Raw genomic sequence first — 25,392 nt, 5'->3', positions numbered from 1 at the left:
GAATGAGTCTATTTAAACAGGTTCGATCAAAACTTCTGCCGGCGGCAGCCGTATCCGTGCTGACAGCCGGTCTGATTGCGGGCGCGGGGCTTCAGCACTCCGAACAGGCTGCGGCAAAAAAACAGCCTGACAAAAACGAAATCAGAAACGTCATCTTCATGGTCGGCGACGGAATGGGCGCTCCCTATATAAACGCCTATCGTTCGGTCATTAACAAAGGAAAGCCTTCGGATGGTATGAAACTGACGGCATTCGACCCCAATCTCGCCGGTATGATGATGACTTATCCTGACGATCCTGATTCCAATATTACCGATTCCGCGGCGGCTGGCACGGCAATGGCCACGGGCGTGAAAACGTATAACGCGGCGATCGGAGTCGATAAAAAAGGAAAGCGGGTAAAATCCGTCCTCGAAGAAGCGAAACAAAGAGGGAAATCCACCGGACTTGTCGCAACTTCGGAGATTGCCCACGCCACCCCTGCGGCATTCGGAGCCCATAACAAATCCCGAAAGAACATGGATGATATCGCAAGCAGCTACTTTGATGACCGCATCAACGGAAAACAAAAAGTCGATGTGCTCCTTGGAGGCGGCAAGTCAAACTTTATCCGTAAAGACCGCAATGTAACAAAGGATTTCAAAAAAGCGGGATACAGCTACGTGACATCAAAACAGGAGCTCAAAAAGGATCGTAACAAGAAGATTCTCGGCCTGTTTGCCGATGGCGGACTCGACAAAGCAATCGACCGCTCAAACGCCGTCCCTTCATTAGAAGACATGACAACGGCGGCGATCGACAGGCTGAACAAGAATAAAAAAGGGTTTTTCTTAATGGTCGAAGGCAGCCAAATTGACTGGGCGGGACATGACAATGATATAGTCGGTGCAATGAGTGAAATGAAGGATTTTGAAAAAGCGTATAAAGCAGCGATCGCATTTGCCAAAAAGGACAAACATACGCTTGTCGTTGCCACGGCTGACCATACCACCGGCGGATTGACGATCGGCGCGAATGACGATAAAAACTGGCATGTTGAACCGATTCTTGCCGCCAAAAAAACCCCGGCATTTATGGCTGACCAAATCAAAGCGGGCAAATCCGTATCTTCCGTGCTTGCGCGTTATACAGACCTGAAATGGTCAAAAGCTGAAATCAAACAGATCGAAACGGCCGCAAAACAGGATGCTGACAAGAGCGTCTACAAAGCGATCATTAAGCTCTTTAATGCGAAAACCAACAGCGGCTGGACAACCGGCGATCATACGGGCGAAGAAGTTCCCGTTTACGCATACGGTCCGGGAAGAGAGTCATTTACGGGGCTTTTAAACAACACGGACCAGGCCAAAAAGATCTTTCACATCCTGAAACACGGAAAATAAAAAAAGGATGCGGGGGTTTCCCCGCATCCTTTCTTCTTTTACAGATATCTCCGGTGCACTCCTTTGCCGTCATACGAAAACATCACTTCTCTGTCTTCAAGAACAGATTCGATGTGCACGCTCCTGCCCCACAGCTGGTACAGATACGGCAGCACTTTCTCCAAATATTTCAGATCAAGCTCAATTCCCTCATACCAATGTTTAATATAAAGCTCATTATTCTTCAGGTAATCCCCGTCATTGACGGTCAGATAAGGAAATCCCCCGTTGACCCGCATGTTCACGAGCTGGTCGCGCACGGCCTTCCATTCTTTGTCGATCACTTTATAGTCCCTGCCCTGCTTTTGGAATAAATACAAATCCTCACGCATTACGAGATCTTTCGTCAAATAATTGCGGATAAATGATATATCCGATTCAATTTCCCTGACCTCAAACATTTTTTCGCGTCCGGAACCGGGCTTTACCCCTGTTTTTTTCATTTCATCTGTCGGGTTGTCATAACGCTCTTCGATGTCTTCAAAAATTTTCAGCCCTAAATAATACGGGTTGATTCCCGTTTTTGACGGCTGAACGACGCCTGCGTTCAGCTTCGCAAATTCGATAGCTTCATCTGAAGTCAGGTCAAGCTCGCGGATAATCCGCTGATGCCAATAGGATGCCCAGCCTTCGTTCATGATTTTCGTTTCCAGCTGAGGCCAGAAATACAGCATTTCTTCTCTCATCATGGTTAAAATGTCACGCTGCCACGGTTCAAGCTCCCGCGAATGTTCCTCGATAAACAGCAGAATATCTTTTTCCGGCCGGGGCGGAAACGGTTTTTTCCCTTTTTTCTTTTTCAGCTGCTTCGGCTTATCCATTCCCCATAAATCATCGTAAGGCGATGGCGCGGTTTCTTCTTCGTCCTCCTCTTCGTCATCGACGCTCCACAGCAGCTTCGGCCTGACGAGCGACGGATCGATATGCTCCTGAACCGCCAGAATGGCATCTAAAAAGGACTCCACCTCTTTTATCCCGTGAATTCTTTCATAATGCTTAATCCGCTCCGCCGCAGCCGCCATACTCTCAACCATGTCCCGGTTCGTATTTTGAAAGCGGCAGTTATGTTTGAAAAAATCACAATGGGCAAGAACATGGGCTACAATTAATTTATTTTGGATCAGCGAATTGCTGTCCAGCAAAAAAGCGTAGCAAGGGTTGGAATTAATGACAAGTTCATAAATTTTGCTCAAACCGAGATCATAATGGAGTTTCATCTTGTGAAATTGTTTGCCGAAACTCCAATGGCTGAATCTCGTCGGCATGCCGTACGCGCCGAATGTATAAATAATCTCAGCCGGACAAATTTCATATCTCATCGGGTAGAAATCAAGGCCGAAACCCTTCGCAATGTCGGTTATTTCCTCAATTGCCCGCTGTAAACCTTTTGTCTCCTCCGCGTTCAACCGAATCCCCCCTACTTGGACTTATTTATAATGTATGACCCCTCCTCTCAAAAGATGAAATAACAGACCGGTTTCCGTCTGAAAACTTTCGGCACACCCGCCCCGTTTGCTTTATATGTAAGTGGGTAAAACACACACCATACCCCAAAAAGAAAAGGAGCGATTCTACTTGAATACAGCAGACATGCTTACGACGTATCTCAGCAAACTCCCGAATCTGGTCATTGCACTGCTCGTCCTGCTTATCGGCTGGGGCATTGCCAAAATCATTGAAAAAGCTGTATACAAAGGCCTGCAAAAAACAAAAATCGACGACAGACTGTTCGCCGAAACAAAGCCGGCGCGCTATTCCTCAGAAAAAGTCATCAGTAAAGTCATTTATTTTATCGCATTAATCATCGTTTTTATTCTATTCTTTAACATTCTGCATCTGACAACCGTGGCTTCGCCTTTTGTCAGCATGCTGTCAGCGATAACGGCGGCTGTGCCGAGCATTTTAAAAGCCGGCCTGATTCTGCTGTTGGGCTGGGCGGCCGCTTCGCTTTTCAGCTATCTCGTCAAAAAAGCGGGCATGAAACTCGCTGAAAACGGCCGGCTCAGAAAATGGACAATGGTGTCTGAAGAAGCGGAGATGAGCAGATCCGTTACGGCCGCTTCACGAATCGTTTTTTACTTCGTCTTGCTCTTGTTCCTGCCCGGCGTCTTGGCCGCTCTCCAAATCAGCGGAGTATCAGGGCCGTTTACAAATATGATCCAAAGCGTTTTGTCCTTTATACCGAAATTATTCGCCGCGGCGCTGATTGTTTTAATCGGCTGGCTTGTTGCCCGTCTCGTCCGTGATATCGTCACAAACTTTCTGGCGAGTATCGGCACGGAAAGGCTCGCCGCACGTATGGGGCTTTCTATATACCTGAAGGATACAAGCCTGTCGGCAATCATCGGAACGATTGTCTACGTGCTGATTTTCATTCCGGTGATCATTTCTGCGCTTGACCGGCTTGATGTGGCGGGTATTTCTGAACCGGCGTCAGCCATGCTGCACACGGTCTTCACAATGCTCCCTAATATCATCATCGGTATCGTGCTGATCATCGCCGGCATCTGGATCGGAAAATGGGTCAACAGCATTGTATCCGGGCTCTTGCACCGGGCCGGTTTCGACTCTCTTCTCGGTAAAATGGGTTTTGAACAGACGGGTACCCCGAAGCTGACGCTTTCTCAGACGGTCGGCATGATTGTTCAGATTATCATCGTCCTGCTGTTTACGGCAGAGGCGCTGCAGCTTGTTCATCTCGAATTTCTCGTCGTTATCGCAACAGGTATTATCGCTTACCTGCCTAATGTTCTGGCCGCTGTATTTATTCTCGGAATCGGACTTTTGGCCGGACAGCTCGTCAGCAGACTGCTTGCCGGCATGCTGAGCGGAAAGGAATTCAGATTCCTGGCGCCGCTTGCGAAATATACCATTATCACTCTTTCAATCTTTATGGCGCTGGATCAGCTCGGTGTCGCCGACACGATCGTAAATGCCGCGTTTATTCTGATTCTGGGCGGTTTCGTGCTTGCCTTCGGACTTTCATTCGGTCTTGGCGGAAAAGATTTCGCCTCCCGTTATCTCGCAAAATTGGATCGCAAAATTGAAAAACATCAATCGGCTGACGATCGGAAGCCGCCGATGTCTTAACGAAAAAAACGTGTGCTCAGAAGGAGCGCACGTTTTTTTTGAGTTAAGGGGGCAAATTCCTTTTTTTTCATTTTAGATTCATATATGATAGACTGTAACAGAAGCAAAATCTCTTTTTTCGAGGTCATTCTATGAAATTAACGAACTATACCGATTATTCTTTACGCGTTTTGATTTTTTTGGCTTCCAGACATTCCGATGAACTTTCCAACATAAAAGAAATCGCAGATACTTATTCCATCTCTAAAAACCACCTCATGAAAGTCATTTACCGCCTCGGCCAGCTCGGATATGTCGAAACGATCCGGGGCCGGGGAGGCGGAATCCGTTTAGGAATGACACCGGAAGACATAAACATTGGAGAAGTCGTTCGAAATACAGAAGACGACTTTAACATCGTAGAATGCTTTGACTCCAAAAAAAATCTCTGTATCATATCTCCCGCCTGCAACTTAAAGAACCTTCTGAATGAAGCCCTGCAAGCTTACCTGGCCGTTTTAGACAAATATACGTTAAGGGATCTGGTCAAAAACAAAGAGGAGATTATGAGACTGCTCAGAAGCTGAAGGAATGTCCGCATTCCTTCTTTTTTTTATGCCGGCATAAGAAAAAAGGACTATTTCTATTAATATGATAAACGATTGCAGACAAGTGCCGATATAAAGATTATCATTACTGATATCCTCACCTTGCGGCTGCAACGAATGGGGATAGTAAAATCATCGCAGGAAAAGGGAGATTCATTATGAGAAAAAAGGTAGCGGTCGGTTTGACTGCATCTGCGATCGTCGGGTCTGCGTTAGCTGTAACACCGGCAGAAGCACAAACGATTAAGGTTAAAAGCGGAGATTCATTATGGAAGCTTGCCCAAAACTACAATACGAGCGTGGATGCCATTACATCAGCCAATCATCTAAAATCCACCGTTATTTCTATCGGGCAGACGCTCAACATTCCTAACGGCAAATCAGATTCCGGCAGCAAAAATCCATCTTCAAAGAACAGCGGCACGACTAAAAGCGTTTATACAGTGAAAAGCGGCGACTCGCTGTGGCTGATCGCATCTGATTTTAAAATGTCCGTACAGGAACTGAAAAAATTGAACGGTCTGACAAGCGACTTAATCCGCGCGGGACAGAAGCTGCAAGTGACGGGGAAAGTTTCCTCAAGCACCGATCAGAAAAAAACCACGCCGGGCAGCAGCTCAAACAGCAGCAAAAAGCAGTCATCATCTTCCGGGACGTATAAAGTCAAACTCGGCGATTCACTATGGAAGATCGCAAACAGCGTCAATATGACCATTGCGGAACTCAAAGTATTAAACAACTTAAAAACGGATACGATCTACGTAAACCAAGTCCTGAAAACAAAAGGAACGTCTTCTTCGGGAAACACGCCGTCAAAAGACAATTCAGACCAAAATAAAAACCAGACGCAAACGTCCTCCTATACAGTAAAAAGCGGAGACTCACTCTGGAAAATCGCAAACGCATACAATATGACGGTTCAGCAAATCAGAAGCATCAACAAACTGACGTCAGACATGCTGCGGGTCGGACAAGTGCTTAAGCTGACCAAAACGTCATCTTCCGGCTCTTCGACTTCACCGTCAACTCCGAACCAGTCCGGAAATACAGGGAAAACCACTACATATACCGTGAAAAGCGGGGATTCTTTATGGGTGATCGCCCAAAAGTTCAATGTGACCGCCCAGCAGATCCGCGAGAAAAACAATCTGAAAACAGATGTTCTTCAAATCGGACAAAAGCTGACGATTACCGGGCAGCAGACAAACACGACACCAAATCAGTCCGGCAACACAGGCGGCACAGGTTCAACAAGCGCGAAGATTAATGTAATGATCGATGCCGCAAAAGCTCAGCTGGGCGTACCGTATGTATGGGGCGGGACGACGCCGAGAGGCTTTGACTGCAGCGGTTTCATTTATTACGTTCTCAATAAGGTCACTTCTGTATCCAGACTTTCAGCCGCAGGCTACTGGAATACGATGACATCAGTCAGCCAGCCGGCGGTCGGTGACTTTGTCTTTTTCTCAACTTATAAAGCCGGACCTTCCCACGTCGGTATTTATCTCGGGAACGGCCAGTTTATTAATGCCAACGATTCGGGTGTCGTTATTTCCAGCATGAACAACTCCTATTGGAAACAGCGCTACCTCGGCGCAAAACGTTTCTTCTGATATCTGATAAGCTGTACGGCCTCAATAAGGCTGTGCAGCTTTTTTTACAGTCTGAAAATATTAATGCTGATCACGTGTTTTGTCACGGGATGGAAATACACTTCAGCACGGGATGAAAACGTTTCTTTTGCTGTTTGCACCGTTACGCGAAACACATCTTTCGTCTGTTCCCGGTTCACTTTTGTACGGCCCATGTACGAATAATCGGTAAGCTCGGCCCCCTTGTATTCACGTTCAAGCTGGTTCCATGCGAGCTGTTCCCATTTTTCAACTGACGGATCAAGGTGTTTTGTATGCCCTTTTTCAGCGATCGAGGCAATGAGAATGCCGCAAAACAAGAGGGCAAGCACAAATGGAAGGGATTTCATCTTTATGTTCTCCTGAGTCGTTTTTTGTCAATCTTAGCGTGTCCAAAGAAGAAACGGATATGCGGTTTTATTTTATGTCTCCCTCATATTGCTATGCCGCTGTGATAAGGCCACCAACTTTTCCCCTGTTGCATCGGTCTTCGACGGCATAAACTAACGGAGAACTTCTCATTGAAAGGAGAAGCGTAAGATGGATCATGCGGATTATGATAAAGCCTTGTATTACACACACCGGTCTCAATGGGACAATTTGTTAATTTTGATGGTTCGTACAAAAGATGATTTATTATCAAAGCGTATTGAGCACTTTCTGCACGCGTATCATTTCGAATATGATCATGCGGTGCTTGAAAAAGAGCTGTATTCCCTTCTCGGGTATATTGATCATGCGACAGAACTCGCTTATGAAGATCAATTAGCCATGCTGACATAAAACAATCCCGGCGTCAGACGCCGGGATTTCTTGTATTTGTGAACATATTCAGCTCTTCGATCATCTCTTTCAGGCTGACCGCCATATCCTCAGATACGGTCCGGCGCTCCATGTCAATGTGAATCGGATCTAAGACCAGCTGTTTCGGGATGACATTTGCATAAACGCCCCGCATGACCGTCCGCATATTCGCCAGCGCGTTCATGCCTCCTTTTCCTCCGCCCGCCGCGGCAATGATTGCCACCGGTTTGTATGCCCAGTGATCGCTGCTTAAAAAATCGATGGCGTTTTTTAAAGCGCCGCTCATGCCGCTGTGATACTCGGGAGATAATAAGACGACGGCCGCCGACTTTTTCACCTGCCGCCTTAACTCTTGCACTGCAGGCAGCTCGTTCTGTTCTTCTTCACCGTTATAAAGCGGCAGATCACTTTCGCTCAAATCAATAAAATCGGTATGAAACCGATCTCTTATATAAGAAGCGGCAATTCTAGTCCGCCCGTTTTTTCTCGGTGTTCCGCTGATCACTAATATGCTCATCATTTTACCGCCTTTCCAAAAACATTATATTTTACCGCATACAATGCCGCCTGCGTCCGATCGAAAGATTCAGCTTTGACAGCAGGTTGGATACGTGGGTCTTCACTGTTTTTTCTGAAATAAACAGTGCCGCCGTAATTTCCTTATTGCTTTTCCCTTTGGCTATTTCTTGAAGAACATCTTTTTCACGGGGGGTCAGCTGATCATATTTTTCCTTATCCTGATCATCCTGAACCATATGGGTCAGCACGTGAGGCACAATATCCGCCGACAGCCGGTAACGTCCGGAATACACTTCCCAGAGCGTTTTCACTAAATCATCGGGCTGGGCGTCTTTCAGCTGATACGCTTTTGCGCCGGCTTTAAGGGCGGGAATGACATGCTCCTGATCAGAATAGCTCGTCAAAACGACGATACTGATGTCCGGAAATCGTTCAGCCGCAATTTTTGCCGCTTCTATGCCGTCCATATCAGGCATTGATAAATCCATCAGAATGATGTCCGGCTCCGTCTTTTCAGCTTGCTGAAGCGCTTCAGCACCGGTGGACGCCTCACCGACAACTTCAATGTCTTCCTGAGTGGCGAAGAAATAGCGCAGTCCTTTGCGGACAACGTGATGATCATCAGCAATCACAATTTTCATCAATCAGACCTCCTGTCCCGAAATGGAAGCCGAACGGAGACAATCGTTCCGGCGCCAATCTCGGATTGCAATGTAAAGCGGCCTCCGATTGCTTCGGCGCGCGCTTTCATGCCGGTCACGCCGAGCGACGGCAGCACAGCATGCGCATCAGCGCTGAAGCCCGCTCCACGGTCGCTAATATGAAGCTCCGCGCAATCCGGCTTTTTAACGGCGGAAATGATAACCCGGTCCGTTCCCGCATGCTTTTTACAGTTATTCAAGGCTTCCTGGGCGATCCGCCAAAGCGCGTGTTCCTGTTCATCCGTAAGCTCCAGCTCATCCTCCATTTCACAAACGGCTTCCAGGCCGATAAGAGCGGCATAGCTTTTGATCGACGCATACAGCCCTTTCGTCAAACTTTCCGGCTTCAGCTGCCAAATAAGCGCCCTCATTTCTGTTAGCGCATCCTGAGACAGCTCTTGAATAAACGTAATCATCTGCCGGAGCCGATCATCATCTGTAAAGCTCTTTGCGGCTTTTGCCGTTAAGCTGACAGAAAACAGCATCTGATTGACGGAATCATGCAGCTCTTGCGCAAGTCTGCTTCGTTCCATCAACAGGGCGTTCTGCTGCTCAAATTCGGCCAATTTCATCCGCTGAATCGCCGTTCCGATTTGAAATGCAACCGCTTCAAGCAGATGCAGTTCTTCTTCGTTGAAAAATGTCTTTTCGCTTGCGGCGACGTTTAATAAACCGAACTTCCGGCCGCCGTCCTCAAGCGGTACGGTCGCATGATGGGTAATGCCCTCCGTATCGCGGCAGTTCGTCGTCTGTTCCGCAAATTCAATCCGTTTACAATTCATTATGTTTACGGCCTTTGTCAATCCGCCATTGCTGAATTTGGTCAGACAATAGCATTCCCCGCTGCAAATCAGTGCATTTTCCCGCTGACCGAGAGCCGGCGGTAAATAAGCGGATGCGGCGAGCGTATAAGACCCGTCCGGCTCAATCAGAAAAATCCACCCTGTCTGCAGCCCGGTCAGGCTGAGCAGTTCGCGGAGCACTTTATCAAGCGCTTCCTTTAAATCGTGGCTTTGGTTTAAGGTTTCCGCAATCGCTTTTAACGTTTTTAACGTTTCTACCGTCGTTTTCGTCAATTTCCCTCACTCCGGCCAATCAGAATTATCCATATTATATCAATTCTTTTCTGTATATTCCTTTGTTTTCAGCATGAATTTTCCTCATACTTTCGGATGAGACGCATAAAAAAACCGCCGGATGTCGCTTCCGGCGGTTTGTTGTTTATTTCGTTTTTTCCACTATGCCATCCACTGTTTTCATGACGGCTTCAGATAATGCGGCAAGACGCTGTTCGCTGTCTTGTAAAGAAGTTCCCTTCACGGCGAAATAGAACTTCACTTTCGGCTCCGTTCCCGATGGACGAAGGCAGAACCAAGAGCCGTCTTCAAGGAAATATTTCAGGACATTTGACTTCGGCAGATCAATATCTTCTTCATGATGATCGGCAAATACAGTCCGTTTTCCCGTTGAATAGTCTTCAGCCTGCGTGATTTGTTTTCCGGCCATCTGCTTCGGCGGATCGTTTCGGAAGGAAGTCAGGATAGCGGAAATCTGCTCTGCACCCTGTTTTCCTTTTAACGTCAATGACTTCAAGCCTTCACGGTAATAACCGTATTCTTTAAAAATGGACAGCAGCGCGTCATAAAGCGACATGCCCTGCTTTTTATAAAAGGCGCATACCTCGACGGCTAACAGCGCAGCCTGGATCGCGTCTTTGTCACGCGCGAAATCGCCGATTAAGTAGCCGTAGCTTTCTTCATACCCGAACTGGAACGTGTATTGGCCTGATTTTTCATATTCTTTGATCTTTTCACCGATAAATTTGAAGCCTGTCAGTGTGTCAACCGTATCTAATCCGAACGATGAAGCGACGGCGCGGCCCAATTCGCTCGTGACAATCGTTTTCATGACGACACCGTTTTCAGGAAGGGCGCCCTGTTTTTTCTTCTCGGAAAGCAGGTAATGCAATAAAAGCGCGCCTGTCTGGTTTCCCGTCAGCACTGTGTACTTGCCTTCGCTGTTTTTTACGGCAATGCCGAGACGGTCGGCATCCGGGTCCGTAGCGACGAGAATATCAGCGTTTTGTTCTTCTCCGAGTTTAATGGCATATTCGAATGCCGCGTGCTCTTCCGGATTCGGCGATTTGACGGTTGAAAAATCCGGGTCCGGCAGCTCTTGCTCCTTCACGACGGTGACGTTTTTGTAACCGAGTGCTTCAAGACCGCGGCGCACCGGTTTATTTGCCGTGCCGTGCAGCGGAGTGAACACGACGCTGACATCCACTTCATCCGAAAGCTCGGGATGTACGGAGATGGAAGTCAGTTCTTCAGTATATGGTTTATCAATTTCTTCACCGATTATTTTAATCAAACCTTTTTCTTTCAGCGACTGTTCATCTTCAACTTGAATCGTTAGTTCATTTTCTATGGCATTCACTTCCGCAATGACGATGTCCGCTTCTTTCGGCGGCAGCTGTGCGCCGTCATCGCCATACACTTTATATCCGTTATATTCAGGCGGGTTATGGCTGGCCGTCACGACGATACCGGCATAAGCGTTCAGCTTTCTCACCGCAAAAGACAGCTCAGGCGTCGGGCGGAGCTCATCAAATACGTATGTTTGAATGCCTTGGGAAGCAAGGGTTTTTGCAGCTTCCATCGCAAACTCAGGAGATTTATGACGGGAGTCGTATGCGATCGCAACCCCTCTTTTTTTCGCGTCTTCCCCCTGTTTCGCGATATACGCCGCAAGTCCGGCGGATGCTTTGCGGACCGTGTAAATGTTCATCCTGTTCGTACCCGGCCCGATTTCTCCTCTCATGCCTCCTGTTCCGAACTCAAGATTTTTGTAGAAAAAATCTTCCAGCAGCTGCTCGTTTCCTTCTGCGTCCGCCAATAATTTTTTCAATTCTGAATCTAATTGTTCGGCCTGATTCCAGCGTTCGTAACTCTTACTCCAACTCATGTTCGTCCTCCTATAATTTCAGCTTATGACCATATTTTAATATGAAGCGGCTGCCCGTGTCACTTGATAACTTAACCAAATGCTTTATGTAAAAAGATAAAAGAAGGGCTCATGCCTTTTCGGCACAGCCCTCCGGTTATTATTGTTCGAGCGGAACAACCGCGTCGTGCAGCAGCGTATTTAACCACTCAGTGTGTTTTTCTTTCGTTTCGTCATTCCATTGGAATCGGTCGCTCATGTAATCAATCACGGCCGTTTTATACGTTTGCACCCATTTGATGTCGAAGAACAGTCTTCCCGTTCTGCGGACGAAGAAATCGGCAGGTGTCGCAGCCATTTCTTCTTCGATGCTGTAAGCCGCTTCCGCCAGAATGTGAACCGGAATCTGGCGTTTTTCCGCTTCGTCTTTCAGACCTTCAATCCGGCTGAATACATTTTCAACGTTAGAGCCGTATCTGATGGCTAACTGCTTAGCGGTTTCCTGTGATAAACCGATTTTCAAGCCGTCTTTTGTCTTTGCTTCCACAAATGACTCGAAGTTTTTAGAGCCGCCGACATGTCCGCCGGAAATCGGCATCGTCTTCGTCTTGCAGCCGCCGAAGTCTTGGCCGCCCTCTTCTTTCAAGCGGTCGCGGACAAGGTCGACAATGTGCTCAGCCATTTTACGGTAGCCCGTCAGTTTTCCTCCGGCGATCGTAATCAGGCCTGATTGAGATGTCCAGATTTCATCTTTACGGGAGATCTCAGACGGGTCTTTCCCTTCTTCGTGAATAAGCGGTCTGAGGCCGGCCCAGCTTGATTCAATATCGTCCGCCGTAATGTTCAGTTCCGGGAACATATAATTGATGGAGCTGACGACATAATCGCGGTCCTGCACCGTCATGCGCGGGTGCTCAAGTTTTTGTTTGTAAACCGTATCGGTCGTACCCACGTATGTTTTTCCTTCACGCGGAATGGCGAACACCATCCGGCCGTCCGGCGTATCAAAGTACACCGCCTGTTTAAGCGGGAATACGGATTGGTCGAATACGAGATGGACCCCTTTTGTGTGCTGAAGATGTTTTCCGCTTTTGCTGTGGTCTTTTTCTCTCAGCTCGTCGACCCACGGACCTGTCGCATTGACGATTTTTTTGGCGTAAACTTTGTATTCCTTGCCTGACAGCAGATCTTCAATTAAAACGCCGACAACTTTTCCTTTTTCATAAAGCAGTTCTTTCACTTTAGAATAGTTGACAGGCTCCGCACCGAATTTAACGGCTTCTTTCATGACTTCAATCGTCAGTCTCGCATCGTCCGTCCGGTACTCTACATAATAGCCTCCGCCTTTTAAGCCGTCTTTTTTGACGAGCGGCTCTTTTTGCAGCGTTTCTTTAGCAGACAGCATGCTTCTGCGCTCTGATTTTTTTACTCCCGCTAAATAGTCATACACACGCAGGCCGATGGAAGTAGAGAATGAACCGAACGTGCCGCCTTTATGAAACGGCAGCAGCATCCATTCCGGCGTCGTGACGTGCGGGCCGTTTTCGTACACGATTGCACGTTCCTTACCGACTTCTGCAACCATTTTGACTTCAAATTGCTTCAGATAACGCAAACCGCCGTGGACAAGCTTTGTGGATCTGCTTGATGTGCCGGCCGCGAAATCCTGCATTTCGCTCAAAGCGACTTTCATTCCCCTTGAAGCAGCGTCAAGCGCCGTACCGGCACCCGTAATACCTCCCCCTATAATAAACAGATCGTATGTTTTTTTAGTCATGTCTTCCAGCATATGATCCCGTTCCAAACTTGAAAATTGGTGATTCATCATTACGTTTCCTCCTTGTTGTCACGGTATAGAAAAAGAGACCACAACAGCCAAAGCGCAGTTATCACTTTGGTGCTGTGGTCTCTCCTCATCTCAGGACCGTTCCTATTAACTTGTTTTCAGTATACCACATTTTTATCTTATTTAAAAGCCATAGCTGCATTTACTGCTTTTTTCCATCCGCCGTACAATTCATCGCGTTTTTCATCTTCCATTTCCGGTTTGAATTGCTTATCAAGGTTCCATTGATCAGCGATTTCAGTGCTGTCCTTCCAGTAGCCGACAGCGATTCCGGCCAAATACGCGGCACCGAGCGCCGTCGTTTCATTAATTTCCGGACGTTCGACCGGCACATCAAGCAAGTCGCTCTGGAACTGCATGAGGAAGTTATTTTTTACCGCTCCGCCGTCTACACGCAATGTTTTTAAAGAGATGCCTGAATCAGCCTCCATGGCATCAAGCACATCTTTCGCCTGATAAGCGAGAGATTCAAGCGTAGCCCGGATAAAATGCTCCTTCGTCGTTCCGCGTGTCAGGCCGAAAACTGAGCCGCGCACGTCACTGTCCCAGTACGGTGTGCCTAATCCGACGAAAGCGGGCACGACATAAACACCGTCAGCGGAATCCACACGCTCTGCGTATGTCTCGCTTTCTTTTGAATCTTGGAACATCCGCATGCCGTCTCTCAGCCATTGGATGGCAGAACCTGCGACAAAGATGCTTCCTTCCAGTGCATACTCGACTTTTCCGTCTAATCCCCAGGCGATTGTCGTCAGAAGGCCGTGATCAGAAGTGATGGCTTTTTCTCCGGTATTCATCAGCATAAAGCAGCCTGTGCCGTATGTGTTTTTCCCCATGCCTTCTTCAAAGCACGCCTGACCGAACAGCGCAGACTGCTGGTCTCCGGCCGCTCCCGCAATCGGAATGTTTTTACCGAAGAAATGATAATCAACCGTTTTCGCGTACACATGAGAAGACGGTTTCACTTCCGGCAGCATTGATTTCGGCACGCCTAAAATATCAAGCAGCTCGTCATCCCATTTTAATTCATGTATATTAAACATCAGCGTTCTTGAAGCGTTGGAATAATCCGTTACGTGCGCCGCCCCTCCGGACATTTTCCAGATGAGCCATGAATCAATCGTTCCGAACAGAAGATTTCCGTTTTCCGCTTTTTCCCGCGCGCCTTCTACATTGTCAAGAATCCATTTGACTTTCGTTCCTGAGAAATAAGGGTCGATCAAAAGTCCCGTTTTTTCTCTGAATGTATCATTATATCCTTTTTCACGAAGCTCTTCGCAAATGCCGGATGTTTGTCTCGATTGCCACACAATCGCATTGTATACCGGCTTTCCGGTATCTTTATCCCATACGACCGTCGTTTCCCTTTGGTTCGTGATGCCGATGCCGGCAATTTGATCAGCGCTGATTCCGGACTCGGAGATCACAGTCGCGATAACGGCGAGCACCGTTCCCCAGATTTCGTTCGCATTGTGCTCCACCCAGCCCGGCTGAGGGAAATGCTGTGTGAATTCCTTTTGAGCGGAATGCACGATTTTTCCTTCTTTATTAAAAAGAATCGCTCTTGAACTTGTTGTGCCTTGGTCAATTGATAAAATATAGGTCTCCATGATGCCGCTCTCCTTTTTAAATATATTCAGAATTTGATAATGTTTTCTGTGATTGAGATTTCTTGGTATAAATATAGAGTATGAAAAGCACTACAACCATTATAACGCTTACAAACCAAAAGCTAGGTGTCACATTTCCTTTAAACGCGGCATTGTAAAATACGCCGCCGAACGCACCGCCCATGATCGGACCGACTACGGGAATCCAGGCATATTTCCAATTTGACGGCCCTTTTTTCGGAATCGGCAGAAAGGCGTGAGCGATTCTCGGCCCCAAATCCCGCGCAGGGTTGATCGCATATCCGGTCGTCCCTCCAAGAGAAATCCCGATAGCAACGATGAGGAATCCGACAATCAGCGGGTTCAGCCCTTTTGTAAATTCATTCGCTCCGATTGCCAAAATGCCGAGCACAAGCACAAACGTACCAATGACTTCACTTATCATATTCCCAAATGTATGAGGAATACTCGGGCCGGTCGAGAAAACGCCCAGTTTAGCGGCCGGATCATCCGTCGCCTTCCAATGCGGCAGATAATGAAGGAACACAACAACCGCACCGATCATTGCTCCGATCATCTGTCCTGCAATATAAACAGGGACCTCTTTCCAAGGAAAGCTGCCTTCAAGCGCAAGGCCTATCGTTAAAGCCGGATTCAAGTGGGCGCCGCTGATGCTGCCGACGGCATATGCCGCCATGGCTACTCCCAATCCCCAGCCGAATACAATAACAATCCATCCGGATTGGTATGAAAGCGATTTCTTTAAATTGACTCCCGCACAAACGCCGCCGCCGAAAATAACAAGCAGCATTGTACCGATTACTTCTCCCCAAAATGCTGTCATCATCATTCCTCCTAAATGACATAATAGCAGGTTTGACAGAGTTATAGAGAATAAAAAACCCACAACAAACCGCTTTACGCTTTATTGCTTCCGTAAAGAGCTGTTGTGGGTCTCCGGGTCTCCATCACATAGTATTAACCTAGGTCTATTGTAACAATGGGTGTAAGCGGTGTCAATCTTTTTTTGTCATAGAATGTTCATATTTAGCCCATAGGTCGGTGTCTGAAGTCGTCACGGCCGTGGCTCCTGCCTGCAAGGCGTTTTCAACGTCCTGCTCCGTGCGGATGAAGCCGCCGGCAAAAATCGGAATCCCTGTCATTTCTTTAATTTCTCTGATTAAAGTCGGAACGATGCCCGGGAGAACCTCGATAAAGTCAGGCTTATGCTTTCCGACGAATTCCATGCTTTTCTCCATGGCGCTCGTATCCAAGAGAAACAGACGCTGGATCGCGTATATTTTCTTTTGTTTCGCTTTGACGATGACTGATGATCTCGTCGAAATGATGCCGGCGGGCCTGATGTCCTGACAAATGAACTCCGCACCGTATTCGTCATGCTTAATGCCGTGAATTAAATCGACGTGAACCATCAGAAGTTTTCCGTGTTTTTTCGCTTCATTCACGACACCTTTTAATTGACCGAGGTGGATATCTAAAATGACGCCGTATAAGAACGGACTTTCTAAAAATGCATCGAATTGCTTCATGTTCCGGATTGCCGGTAGAATCTGCTGGTTGTGAAAACTCATGTTTTACTCCTTTACATTAAAAATCAATGCTCAGCACGCTTTCCTTGACGGTCGAAATGATGAAAGAGAGCTCCTCGTCCGACAGGCAAAAAGGCGGAGACAGCTGAATGACATTATTATATCCCGCTACAGTATCCCCATTTTTCCCGACAAGCAGGCCTTTTTCTCTGCACGCGGTGATGACGTGCTGCACAAGGGCGGCATCAGCGGGTTCCTTCGTGATTTTGTCCTTGACGAGCTCAATGCCGGCAAGAAGGCCCTTGCCCCGTACATCTCCGACCGCCGGATGTTCTCTGAGCGGCTCAAGCTCACGGAGCAGCCTTTCTCCAAGCTCCCGGGAGCGGGCGATCAGATTTTCGTCCTCCATCAATTGCAGGTTTTTCAAGGCCAGGGCGCAGGCTGCCGGATTGCCTCCGAATGTATTCACGTGCCGGAAGCGGCCGTACGGCTCACCGCCCGAATACGCCTCAAAAATCTCCCGTTTTACTGCCGTTGCCGACAGCGGCAGATAAGCGCTCGTAATGCCTTTTGCCATTGTGACGATGTCCGGTGAAACGCCGTAATGCTGAAATCCGAACGGCTCTCCCGTGCGGCCGAAACCGCAAATAACTTCATCACTGATCAGAAGCGCGCCGTGGCGGCGGCAAATGTCCTCTACCTTTGCCATATACCCGTCCGGGGGCATCAGTATCCCTCCGCCTGTAATAATCGGTTCCATAATAACGCCGGCAATCGTTTCGCTTAACTCCCACGTCATGATCCGGTCGATGTCATGCGCGCTTTCCAATGTGACGGCATCGCCGGGATTCCGATAAAGATCAGGCGGCGCCGCGTGCAAAAAACCTTGTGAGAGCGGCTCATATTTATACTTTCTCTGCGCCTGGCCGGTAGCGGCGAGCGCCCCCATCGTATTGCCGTGATAGCCTCTGTACCGGGAGATGAATTTGAAGCGGCTGTGATCGCCGTTTTCAATGTGGTATTGGCGGGCAATTTTGAACGCGGTTTCATTTGCTTCCGATCCGCTGTTGGAAAAGAAGATTACATAATCGCCGCCGAGCCATTCATTCAATTTTTCCGCAAGCTCAATCGCGGGTTGATGGCTTTGGGTCAGCGGATAATAAGGAAGCTCCTTCAATTGGCTGTAAGCCGCATCGGCAAGTTCCTTTCTGCCGTATCCGATATTGACGCACCACAGGCCTGACATGCCGTCCAAATACCGTCTGCCGTCAATATCCGTAACCCAGGCGCCTTCCCCTTTTTGGACGATTATGCTGTCATCCGGCTCCGCCCCTTTCATCGCGTGCCAAATCAGCTCTTTATCCTTTTGTTTGAGTGACTGATTTTTTTGTACATGTTCCACACCGCTCATCTCCCTTTCAATATCATTGCACTGTATCGAAAGCTGCCCGGCTTCTGACGCCGATTCTCTTGGTGAAGTATTCCTCTTAATAAGAATATAAAGGCGCGGCATGGGCGAGTCAATAAAGCGGCGGCAATTAAAAAAACGCTTTCTCCCAGAAAGCGAAAGGGCTACAAGAGCATATCCCGAAACCGGGGCCGGTGCAAGTGTTTTTATAAAAAAACCCGCCCCTTAAGCGGAGCGGGCGTTTTTTTATTTCAGATGCGTAATCCGGTAAATATCTTTGCGCCGATCTTTCAGCTGGCGCACGGTTCCGTTTTCACGCTGCCTTCTTAAGATTTCAAGGTCCACGTCCCCGATCACGACCATTTCGATATTCGGATTCGTTTCACCGACGATTCCGTCTCTGGCAAATTCAAAATCAGACGGAGCAAAAATGGCTGACTGCGCGTATTGAATATCCATATTTTCTGTTTGCGGCAGGTTTCCGACCGTACCTGAGATGACGGTGTAAATTTGGTTTTCAACCGCTCTCGCCTGAGAGCAGTACCTTACGCGCAAGTAGCCTTGGCGGTCTTCAGTGCAGAACGGCGTAAAGATAATTTTCGCCCCTTGATCCGCTGCAATTCTCGCAAGCTCCGGAAATTCGATATCGTAACAGATCTGAATGGCGATCTTTCCGCAGTCCGTATCAAATACGCGCACCCTGTCTCCGGCGCTGATGCCCCACCATTTCCGCTCATTCGGCGTAATGTGAAGCTTATATTGTTTTTCAATCGTGCCGTCACGTCTGAATAAGTAGGCGATGTTATAAATTTTCCCCTCTTCTTCAACGAAGTGGGAGCCGCCGATGATGTTGACGTTATATTTCACCGCGAGATCTGTAAAGAGGCTGATATAGTCCTCGGTATATTCGGTAATCCTCTGAATGGCCAGACTCGGAGAACGCTCCTCGAGGAAAGACATCAGCTGCGTCGTGAAAATCTCCGGGAACACCGCGAAATCAGATCTTGCATCGGAAGCCACATCGACATAATATTCAACCTGATTGGCAAATTCCTCGAAGGAGTAAATCTTTTTCATTTCATATTGAATGACGCAGATGCGCACCGGAAATGCCGATTTGTAATAGCGCTTCGACTGCGGCAGGTAATCGACATTGTTCCATTCCATTAATGTCGCATATTTAATGGACGCGGTGTCATCCGGGAGATAATTCGGATTGATCCGCATGAGCGTAAATCCGTTCATCAGCTGGAAAGAAAGCACCGGATCATAAATCTGATGGCGCGTCACCTGTTCGACATAGGCTCTCGCCGTCATTTCTTCCGCATACTTATGATAATTCGGAATCCGCCCGCCGATAATGATGCTTTTCAGATTCAATCGTCTCGCCAAGTCTTTTCTCGCCTCATACAGCCGGTGTCCGATTTTCATCCGTCTGTATTCCGGGTGAACCATTACCTCAATCCCGTACAGATTCAATCCGTCCGGGTTGTGGTTCGTGATATAACCGTCGTCTGTAATGTCCTGCCACGTGTGGCGGTCATCATATTCATCGAAATTGATGATCAGGCTTGAGCATGAACCGATAATTTCCCCTTCATACTCGGCGCAAAACTGACCTTCCGGAAAGTGCGCGAGATGGCTGATTAAATGCTCAGGCTCCCACGGCTCCATCCCCGGAAAACAATCCTTTTGCAGCTCAATAATTTTGTTGATATCTTTCTCTTCCATATTTCGGATGACCATTTTCTTTTCAAAACGGGTCAGATCAAGTTTCTCAGACAATGCTGCTTCCCCCTGCCGGTTCGTTTTGATCGTTCAATCGCTGTAAGAGTAATTCAAGTTCCATTTCCGCCATCGATTCCAGTCTGTGATCGTATTCTTCAAACAACAGGGCGCTTGTTACCTTATTCGGCACGATGACACATTTCATGCCGGCCCGTTTGGCTGCGATAGAGCCGTTGACCGAATCCTCAAAGGCCAGACATTCAGATGGTTCAACGCCTAAATGTTCCGCAGCTTTCAGATAGAGCTCCGGATTCGGCTTCACTTCTTCTACGTCGTCAGCCGTCTGAATCACTTCAAATTCATCAAACAGGCCTAATTCCTTCAGATGGCCCGATACCCATTTGAAATCTGAGCTGGACGCGAGCCCCACCTTCAATCCTAATTCTTTTGCCGCGGCTAAATAAGCTTCCACCCCGGGGCGCGCCGTTTCCGTCTTCATCCGCTGTTCGAAGCGCCCGCGCCTGATCGCCGTCAGTTCATCATGATCGAGCTTTCTTCCCAGCTGCTCCTCTAAATATGCGAACGGCTTAAACCCCGCGGCCGTTCCGATCACCTTTCCCCAGACGGATAAAGGCAATGTTGAACCGTGTTCCTCAAACATTTCCTGCAGCACTTCATATTCATGGGTTTCTGTATCTAAAATTAACCCGTCAAAATCAAAGATTAATGCTTTTATCAATGGTTACAGCTCCTTTAGCTAAACGTACTGACCTATGTATACACTATACCGTGAATTTCTTTCGCGTTCAAAATGTAACATTCTCACGGAAAGAAGAGCCTGCATGAGTGCAAGCTCTCTTCATCCGTTACTGTGTGTTTTGACTGGAAATATTGGAAAGAGCTGCTCCCGCAGACTCATTTGAACGCTGATCGACCGCTAAGTCTCCAAGCGCAACGATCCCGACCAGATGATTTTGATCGACAATGGGAAGGCGGCGGATTTGGTGTTGGGCCATCAGATGTGACGCCTCTTCAAGACTCATTTCCGGGTTTCCGGATACAACTGCAGAAGACATCACGTGTGAAACAGGTGTTTGGCCGTCGCGGCCTTGAGCCGTTGTTCTCAATGCGATATCACGGTCTGTCAGCATTCCTTTTAATTCCCCTCCGTCAACGACGGGAATTGCTCCGACATTATGCTGGTGCATCAGCGCAGCCGCTTCCTGAATCGTTTGATTGGGAGAAACGGTAGCCACGTGGGTAGTCATTGATTGTTTGATTGAACTCATTGTAAAGCACCCCTTTCGACATTTATTATGCTCGGGGATTTGTCTCATTATAAAGGGAGTTAGAGGAAAGAAATTGTGGTATCATGTCAAGGAAGCAAAAAAGAGCCTGTCAAAAGGCTCTTTATACCCGTCAGATCAGCCTTCTGCGACCGCAGGCTTCTGATCCGGCCCCTGTCTCGAAATCATCATAGGTAAAGGGAAAATTCATTCCGCATTCATTCAGCAAAGCGCAATTTTTATCAAACAGCGCCCGCTCTTTGACGTCATATACCGGGTGCGGCTTTGACAGCATGATATGTACCGTTTGCAGACAAGCCATAATTTGAAACGCTTCTTTTAAAGTTCCTTGGTAACGTTGGTTTTGTAATGATAATACGCCCCTTTTTTTAAAGCGCTGAATTTCCAGTTCGGAGAAATAAAGAGGAAAGACATTTTGAAACAATTCAGAGGAAAGCTCTTGTATCGCGCTTTCTTGTCCGTCAGTCGCTGCGTTCACAATTCTCACATCAATCACCTTTCTTGCCATGTGAATATCCTTAATCTTTATCAAGAATAGCATAGAAAAAAACGCGAAAGCTAAGGTAAGTGTTTCCTATTGAAACAGCCGCTTTCCGCTTGAAAAGGAGCTTTATGATATGAAACAAAATGACCGCGGTCTGGAATTCCTGATTACGGAAAAGCACGCCGGACAATGGCTGTTTTCAGTCCTGAAATCTGAATTCCAGGCGTCAAAACCCGTAATTACGGAATGGATGAACCAAGAAAGCATTCAGGTGAATCGAACATCCCCGAAAAACAACATCATACTGAAAACCGGAGATCGCTTATTCATTGATCTTCAGGAAAAAACAGGTTCTTCGGTGACTCCGGAATACGGAGAGCCGGACATTTTATTTGAGGACAATCATATGCTGATTGCAAATAAGCCGGCGGGAATGCCGACTCATCCAAATGAAGAGGGTCAGACCGGCACCCTCAGCAACCTGATCGCTTACCATTTTCAAATCAACGGCGAGCAGGCGAAAGTGCGCCACGTTCACCGTCTTGACCGTGACACGTCAGGCGCGGTCGTTTTCGCGAAACACCGCCTGGCCCATGCAATCCTTGACCGTCAGCTCGAAACCAAAACATTAAAACGCACCTATATCGCCGCGGCGGAAGGAAAAGTCACGCCGAAAAAAGGCACGGTTGACTCGCCGATCGGACGCGACAGGTCACATTCCGTCAGACGGCGCGTCTCACCCGGCGGACAAGCCGCCGTCACCCATTACAAAGTGAAAGGCTATCATCCCGGTGCGCAGCTTACATTGGCAGAGCTTGAACTGGAAACCGGGAGAACACATCAAATCAGGGTTCATATGGCAAGCATCGGCCATCCGTTGGCGGGCGATGACCTGTACGGAGGAAGCAGGACGCTGTTTCACAGGCAGGCGCTTCACGCAAAAAAAGTCAGTGTCGTCCATCCGATCTCAGGAGAAGAAATCGTTGCCGAGGCGCCGATGCCGGCTGATCTGGCTCATTTTACCGAAACGTATTTTTCTTAAACCGGGTCGGCATATATAATATATCGTTTCGGCGCATTTCCAATGTAAGAAAACGGATAGCAAGTGGTCAGGATCAGTTCCTCCCGCTTGTGCTGAAGGGTGATGACAGATGTATCATCCCGGCTGACGATTTTTGTACGGCTGATTTTATAAGAAAACGTGCCGTAAGACAAAATCACGTTCAGTCTGTCTCCTTTTTTCAGTTCGCCGGTCCGGCGGAACACCGTGTCCCTGTGGCCGGATAACACAATTTGGCCGTGATCGCCCGGATAATAGCTGTCCTTATAATGTCCGACGCCTTTTGCTAAATCATCTGCGTCAGTCCCTTCGACGATCGGGAGCTCAGCGTCGATTTCAGGGATTTCTAAAATGCCGCTTGCCTCACCCGTTTCGGGGTGAAATTCTTTTTTGCGCTGTGTCAGCACAGCGCTTTTTGTTTCGTTCTTTTCCAATACAGGTTCTGTTGCTTTTTTTGCTTCTTCAAGCGATTGGTTCGTTTTCATATGTGAATCAATGATCTTCCAGCTTCCGTAACATGTGATGATGATACCGGCGATGATGACGAGAAGCGGAATATGTTTCAGTTTGTTCATCGTGTGCGGGTTCCCCTTTTCTTTCTGAAAAGCCAATATACGCCGGCACCCGTGATCACCAGGCCGGCCAATGCCGTCTGATGGCTGCCCGCTGAAGTATCAGGCAATGGGCGGCCTTTTTGTGTGCCGCTTTCAGTCTGTTTTGTGCTTTGTTCCGAATTTGCGGCAGACGCCGGACGGGATTCGGGAATTGACTGCACTGTATCAGATGCTGTTTCTTCTACGACAGGACGTTCAGGTTTTTTGGTTTGATCAGGCTGTTCTGCTGCATCCGGTTTTTTAGCGGGTTTTTCCGCTTGAGGTTTTTCTCCTTTATCAGGCCTGGTACCGCCCGGTGTTTCCCCGCTTCCCGGCTGATTGCCAGTGTCATCAGGTGTTTCGGCGGCTGATGCCGTGCGGATTCGGCCGTCGGTTTGATAAGAAATCGGCGCGGAAAAGCTTTTGACATAGTCTACTGTCGCTTCCAAATCCTCAGGCCCCGTCACCGGATTCTTGCCGAGTTTCCCGATCGGACCGTATTTTGCCCCCGCTGCCGTTGCCATAAATTGATTGACTGTTACTGTATATCCTTTTTCGGGCTGTATGTCTGTCCCGTCCGCCATCTTCATATCAACCGCTTGTCCGGTTTCCGGGTTCCATGTATAGGAAAATCCGCTGATGCTGTAATCCGGACCGTACACCGGAGAAATTTGCGCGTTAATGATCTCCCGCAAATCTTTTCCTTTGATTTCAAGCTTCGTCAGCACATTGCCGAACGGCTGTACATTATAAAGGTCTCCCCATGTAATCGTCCCTTTTTTTATGCCGTCCCGGATGCCTCCTCCATTCATAAGCGCAAAATCGGATTTCATCTTCGCTTTCATACCGTCGGCAATCAGATTTCCGAGCGCCGTGTCGCCGTCATTTGAATACCCGCCCGTTATATCATGGGCCGCTTCCCCGACTGCTTCGCTGATAATCGGTTTCACTTTCTCTTCATATTTGCTTAATATGCCTGCCGCAGCCGGGTCAGGCTTGATTTTGCTTTGATCGATATATTGGATTTCCGCTGATTTTTTCACGATATCCTTCGACTCTTTATCAAGTTCAAGATCGGCGATTCCGATTGCTTTTCCGTATTCAAATGCCTGCACGATCAGCTTGCCGTTGATTTCTCCGTTTACGACTTTATGATTGTGCGCGGCGAAAATCACATCAATCTCTGAGTCTGTTCCGCTTGCAAGCTTTGCGGATTCTCCCGTGATAGCTGAGCCATTTTGTTCAGCAGACATATGGGCGAGCACGGCTATTGCTTTAATTCCTTTTTTCTTCAGGTCAGCGGCGGCGTCATTGACGGCCTTTACCTCATCTGTAAACGTAATATTTTTAATTCCGTCCGGGATGACCATGCCTGCCGCCGATCTGGTTACAACCCCGATAAATGCGACCGGAATTCCGGAAACGTATTTAATTTCATACGGCGGCAGAAAGGACTCCCCTGACTTCAGTTTACAGTTGGCGCAGACGAGCGGGAAATTTTGTCCGTCATAACCGCTTGTCCCCTTACCGTCCGGATGATCTCCTCCATTGATGATCCGTTTAAGCTCATTCGTTCCTTCATCGAATTCGTGATTGCCGACAGTTCCGACATCAAAACCGATGTCTTCCATCAATTCTACTGTCGGTTCATCCTGAAAAAGGGCTGACACGGGAGAGCTGCCCCCGATCATATCGCCCGCATGCACGACAAAGGCGTGTTCTTTCTCGGCTTTCGCCTTTTTAATGTACGCTGCGGCGTAGTCCATCCGCCCGAACGTGCCATCCGGTTTACCGTCTCCGTTAAGGTCAAGCTCATATTGCTGATCAATTTTTCCGTGCAGATCATTCATACTGATGATTCTGAGCGGGACACGGCCGGAGTCTTCAGTCTGCTGTTCTTTATAGGCCTTATCTGTTTTAGCTTCATTCAGTGAGCCGGCTTGTCCGATTGCTTCCGCATCTTTCACACTGAACATCAAAAAACAAACCGTCAGCAAACAGCACGAAAGACGCATACCCCTTTTTTTCTTCATTCATTTCCCCCCTGTCTTCTAAGAAATACGTTAGCTTATTTTCTTAAAAATCACATCACTTTTTTGTAAAGATTGTC

Annotated in this window: 21 protein-coding genes and 2 pseudogenes; 6 read left to right on the top strand and 17 right to left on the bottom strand. The window is 47.9% G+C overall.

What is annotated here, in order from left to right; genetic code table 11:
* Positions 1-2 precede the first annotated feature (2 nt).
* Positions 3-1,382 carry an alkaline phosphatase gene (locus NYE42_RS04790; RefSeq protein WP_144664043.1) on the top strand — a complete coding sequence of 460 codons (1,380 nt, stop codon included), beginning with the start codon at positions 3-5 and terminating at the stop codon, positions 1,380-1,382.
* Positions 1,383-1,420: 38 nt separating this feature from the next.
* On the opposite strand, the gene NYE42_RS04785 is transcribed toward NYE42_RS04790, so the two are convergent.
* A complete protein-coding gene (locus NYE42_RS04785) occupies positions 1,421-2,827 on the bottom strand; it encodes a SpoVR family protein (RefSeq protein ID WP_033574462.1) in 1,407 nt (468 codons plus the stop codon).
* A gap of 104 nt (positions 2,828-2,931) precedes the next feature.
* Between NYE42_RS04785 and NYE42_RS04780 the strand changes: the two are divergent.
* From NYE42_RS04780 to NYE42_RS04770, 3 genes and pseudogenes are all read left to right on the top strand, one after another.
* A pseudogene (locus NYE42_RS04780) lies at positions 2,932-4,511 on the top strand (mechanosensitive ion channel); the annotation flags it as partial.
* Between the two features lie 131 nt (positions 4,512-4,642).
* A complete protein-coding gene (nsrR, locus tag NYE42_RS04775) occupies positions 4,643-5,077 on the top strand; it encodes a nitric oxide-sensing transcriptional repressor NsrR (RefSeq protein ID WP_007610306.1) in 435 nt (144 codons plus the stop codon).
* A gap of 179 nt (positions 5,078-5,256) precedes the next feature.
* A complete protein-coding gene (locus tag NYE42_RS04770; protein WP_256683748.1) occupies positions 5,257-6,711 on the top strand; it encodes a peptidoglycan endopeptidase in 1,455 nt (484 codons plus the stop codon).
* A 44-nt stretch (positions 6,712-6,755) separates the two neighbouring features.
* Here NYE42_RS04770 and NYE42_RS04765 read toward each other — a convergent pair whose 3' ends face one another.
* Entirely contained in the window at positions 6,756-7,079 is a 324-nt protein-coding gene (locus NYE42_RS04765; protein WP_342497269.1) for a DUF3889 domain-containing protein, read from the bottom strand.
* Between the two features lie 190 nt (positions 7,080-7,269).
* On the opposite strand from NYE42_RS04765, the gene NYE42_RS04760 reads away from it, so the two are divergent.
* Positions 7,270-7,512: a YhdB family protein gene (locus NYE42_RS04760; protein ID WP_003155335.1), complete on the top strand. Its 243-nt coding sequence runs from the start codon at positions 7,270-7,272 to the stop codon at positions 7,510-7,512.
* Positions 7,513-7,525: 13 nt separating this feature from the next.
* On the opposite strand, the gene NYE42_RS04755 is transcribed toward NYE42_RS04760, so the two are convergent.
* The 13 genes and pseudogenes from NYE42_RS04755 to NYE42_RS04695 all read right to left on the bottom strand — a co-directional run bounded on the left by NYE42_RS04755 (position 7,526) and on the right by NYE42_RS04695 (position 21,653).
* Entirely contained in the window at positions 7,526-8,050 is a 525-nt protein-coding gene (locus tag NYE42_RS04755; protein ID WP_144664201.1) for an NADPH-dependent FMN reductase, read from the bottom strand.
* Positions 8,050-8,693 (bottom strand): annotated as a pseudogene (locus NYE42_RS04750) (response regulator transcription factor). Before NYE42_RS04750 ends, NYE42_RS04755 begins: the two are co-directional and overlap by 1 nt.
* Complete coding sequence (locus NYE42_RS04745; RefSeq protein WP_251257049.1) at positions 8,693-9,829, bottom strand: GAF domain-containing sensor histidine kinase; 1,137 nt, start codon at positions 9,827-9,829, stop codon at positions 8,693-8,695. The pseudogene NYE42_RS04750 and the gene NYE42_RS04745 overlap by 1 nt, the downstream one beginning before the upstream one ends.
* 145 nt (positions 9,830-9,974) lie before the next feature.
* On the bottom strand, positions 9,975-11,717 hold the full coding sequence (locus tag NYE42_RS04740) for a phospho-sugar mutase (protein WP_007409283.1): 1,743 nt from the start codon (positions 11,715-11,717) through the stop codon (positions 9,975-9,977).
* A gap of 139 nt (positions 11,718-11,856) precedes the next feature.
* Positions 11,857-13,524: a glycerol-3-phosphate dehydrogenase gene (gene glpD / locus NYE42_RS04735; protein WP_003155341.1), complete on the bottom strand. Its 1,668-nt coding sequence runs from the start codon at positions 13,522-13,524 to the stop codon at positions 11,857-11,859.
* A 137-nt stretch (positions 13,525-13,661) separates the two neighbouring features.
* The gene (glpK, locus tag NYE42_RS04730; protein ID WP_144664039.1) at positions 13,662-15,152 is read right to left on the bottom strand and encodes a glycerol kinase GlpK; all 1,491 of its coding nucleotides are present in this window, start codon (positions 15,150-15,152) and stop codon (positions 13,662-13,664) included.
* Positions 15,153-15,168: 16 nt separating this feature from the next.
* Positions 15,169-15,996, bottom strand: a complete 828-nt coding sequence (locus NYE42_RS04725; RefSeq protein WP_032874243.1) for an MIP/aquaporin family protein — start codon at positions 15,994-15,996, stop codon at positions 15,169-15,171.
* Between the two features lie 172 nt (positions 15,997-16,168).
* Entirely contained in the window at positions 16,169-16,744 is a 576-nt protein-coding gene (locus NYE42_RS04720) for a glycerol-3-phosphate responsive antiterminator (protein WP_007409286.1), read from the bottom strand.
* 16 nt (positions 16,745-16,760) lie between these two features.
* On the bottom strand, positions 16,761-18,113 hold the full coding sequence (locus NYE42_RS04715) for an aspartate aminotransferase family protein (protein WP_099567264.1): 1,353 nt from the start codon (positions 18,111-18,113) through the stop codon (positions 16,761-16,763).
* 243 nt (positions 18,114-18,356) lie between these two features.
* The gene (locus tag NYE42_RS04710; protein WP_003155346.1) at positions 18,357-19,895 is read right to left on the bottom strand and encodes a bifunctional GNAT family N-acetyltransferase/carbon-nitrogen hydrolase family protein; all 1,539 of its coding nucleotides are present in this window, start codon (positions 19,893-19,895) and stop codon (positions 18,357-18,359) included.
* Positions 19,888-20,577 carry an HAD family hydrolase gene (locus NYE42_RS04705; protein WP_003155347.1) on the bottom strand — a complete coding sequence of 230 codons (690 nt, stop codon included), beginning with the start codon at positions 20,575-20,577 and terminating at the stop codon, positions 19,888-19,890. Before NYE42_RS04705 ends, NYE42_RS04710 begins: the two co-directional genes overlap by 8 nt.
* A gap of 127 nt (positions 20,578-20,704) precedes the next feature.
* Positions 20,705-21,127, bottom strand: coding sequence for a CBS domain-containing protein (locus tag NYE42_RS04700; RefSeq protein WP_007408449.1), 423 nt, complete (start codon positions 21,125-21,127; stop codon positions 20,705-20,707).
* A 130-nt stretch (positions 21,128-21,257) separates the two neighbouring features.
* The gene (locus NYE42_RS04695) at positions 21,258-21,653 is read right to left on the bottom strand and encodes a DUF5365 family protein (RefSeq protein WP_029325982.1); all 396 of its coding nucleotides are present in this window, start codon (positions 21,651-21,653) and stop codon (positions 21,258-21,260) included.
* Positions 21,654-21,762: 109 nt separating this feature from the next.
* Between NYE42_RS04695 and NYE42_RS04690 the strand changes: the two genes are divergently transcribed.
* Complete coding sequence (locus NYE42_RS04690; protein WP_042635004.1) at positions 21,763-22,671, top strand: RluA family pseudouridine synthase; 909 nt, start codon at positions 21,763-21,765, stop codon at positions 22,669-22,671.
* Here NYE42_RS04690 and NYE42_RS04685 read toward each other — a convergent pair.
* Positions 22,668-23,264: a class D sortase gene (locus tag NYE42_RS04685; protein WP_061581855.1), complete on the bottom strand. Its 597-nt coding sequence runs from the start codon at positions 23,262-23,264 to the stop codon at positions 22,668-22,670. The genes NYE42_RS04690 and NYE42_RS04685 overlap by 4 nt on opposite strands.
* Positions 23,261-25,315, bottom strand: coding sequence for a 5'-nucleotidase C-terminal domain-containing protein (locus tag NYE42_RS04680; protein WP_144664036.1), 2,055 nt, complete (start codon positions 25,313-25,315; stop codon positions 23,261-23,263). The genes NYE42_RS04685 and NYE42_RS04680 overlap by 4 nt, the downstream gene beginning before the upstream one ends.
* Between the last annotated feature and the right edge of the window lie 77 nt (positions 25,316-25,392).

Source organism: Bacillus sp. FSL K6-2865, assembly GCF_040311405.1.
GTDB lineage: Bacteria > Bacillota > Bacilli > Bacillales > Bacillaceae > Bacillus > Bacillus velezensis.
This window is presented reverse-complemented; position numbering and strand designations above follow the sequence as displayed.

Excerpts from the sequence above, each read along its gene's own strand:
- NYE42_RS04790 (WP_144664043.1), top strand. The coding sequence starts at position 3 with ATGAGTCTATTTAAACAGGTTCGATCAAAACTTCTGCCGGCGGCAGCC.
- nsrR (WP_007610306.1), top strand. The coding sequence starts at position 4,643 with ATGAAATTAACGAACTATACCGATTATTCTTTACGCGTTTTGATTTTT.
- NYE42_RS04770 (WP_256683748.1), top strand. The coding sequence starts at position 5,257 with ATGAGAAAAAAGGTAGCGGTCGGTTTGACTGCATCTGCGATCGTCGGG.
- NYE42_RS04765 (WP_342497269.1), bottom strand. The coding sequence starts at position 7,079 with ATGAAATCCCTTCCATTTGTGCTTGCCCTCTTGTTTTGCGGCATTCTC.
- NYE42_RS04760 (WP_003155335.1), top strand. The coding sequence starts at position 7,270 with ATGGATCATGCGGATTATGATAAAGCCTTGTATTACACACACCGGTCT.
- NYE42_RS04755 (WP_144664201.1), bottom strand. The coding sequence starts at position 8,050 with ATGAGCATATTAGTGATCAGCGGAACACCGAGAAAAAACGGGCGGACT.
- NYE42_RS04740 (WP_007409283.1), bottom strand. The coding sequence starts at position 11,717 with ATGAGTTGGAGTAAGAGTTACGAACGCTGGAATCAGGCCGAACAATTA.
- glpD (WP_003155341.1), bottom strand. The coding sequence starts at position 13,524 with ATGATGAATCACCAATTTTCAAGTTTGGAACGGGATCATATGCTGGAA.
- glpK (WP_144664039.1), bottom strand. The coding sequence starts at position 15,152 with ATGGAGACCTATATTTTATCAATTGACCAAGGCACAACAAGTTCAAGA.
- NYE42_RS04725 (WP_032874243.1), bottom strand. The coding sequence starts at position 15,996 with ATGACAGCATTTTGGGGAGAAGTAATCGGTACAATGCTGCTTGTTATT.
- NYE42_RS04720 (WP_007409286.1), bottom strand. The coding sequence starts at position 16,744 with ATGAGTTTTCACAACCAGCAGATTCTACCGGCAATCCGGAACATGAAG.
- NYE42_RS04715 (WP_099567264.1), bottom strand. The coding sequence starts at position 18,113 with ATGAGCGGTGTGGAACATGTACAAAAAAATCAGTCACTCAAACAAAAG.
- NYE42_RS04700 (WP_007408449.1), bottom strand. The coding sequence starts at position 21,127 with ATGAGTTCAATCAAACAATCAATGACTACCCACGTGGCTACCGTTTCT.
- NYE42_RS04695 (WP_029325982.1), bottom strand. The coding sequence starts at position 21,653 with ATGGCAAGAAAGGTGATTGATGTGAGAATTGTGAACGCAGCGACTGAC.
- NYE42_RS04690 (WP_042635004.1), top strand. The coding sequence starts at position 21,763 with ATGAAACAAAATGACCGCGGTCTGGAATTCCTGATTACGGAAAAGCAC.
- NYE42_RS04685 (WP_061581855.1), bottom strand. The coding sequence starts at position 23,264 with ATGAACAAACTGAAACATATTCCGCTTCTCGTCATCATCGCCGGTATC.
- NYE42_RS04680 (WP_144664036.1), bottom strand. The coding sequence starts at position 25,315 with ATGAAGAAAAAAAGGGGTATGCGTCTTTCGTGCTGTTTGCTGACGGTT.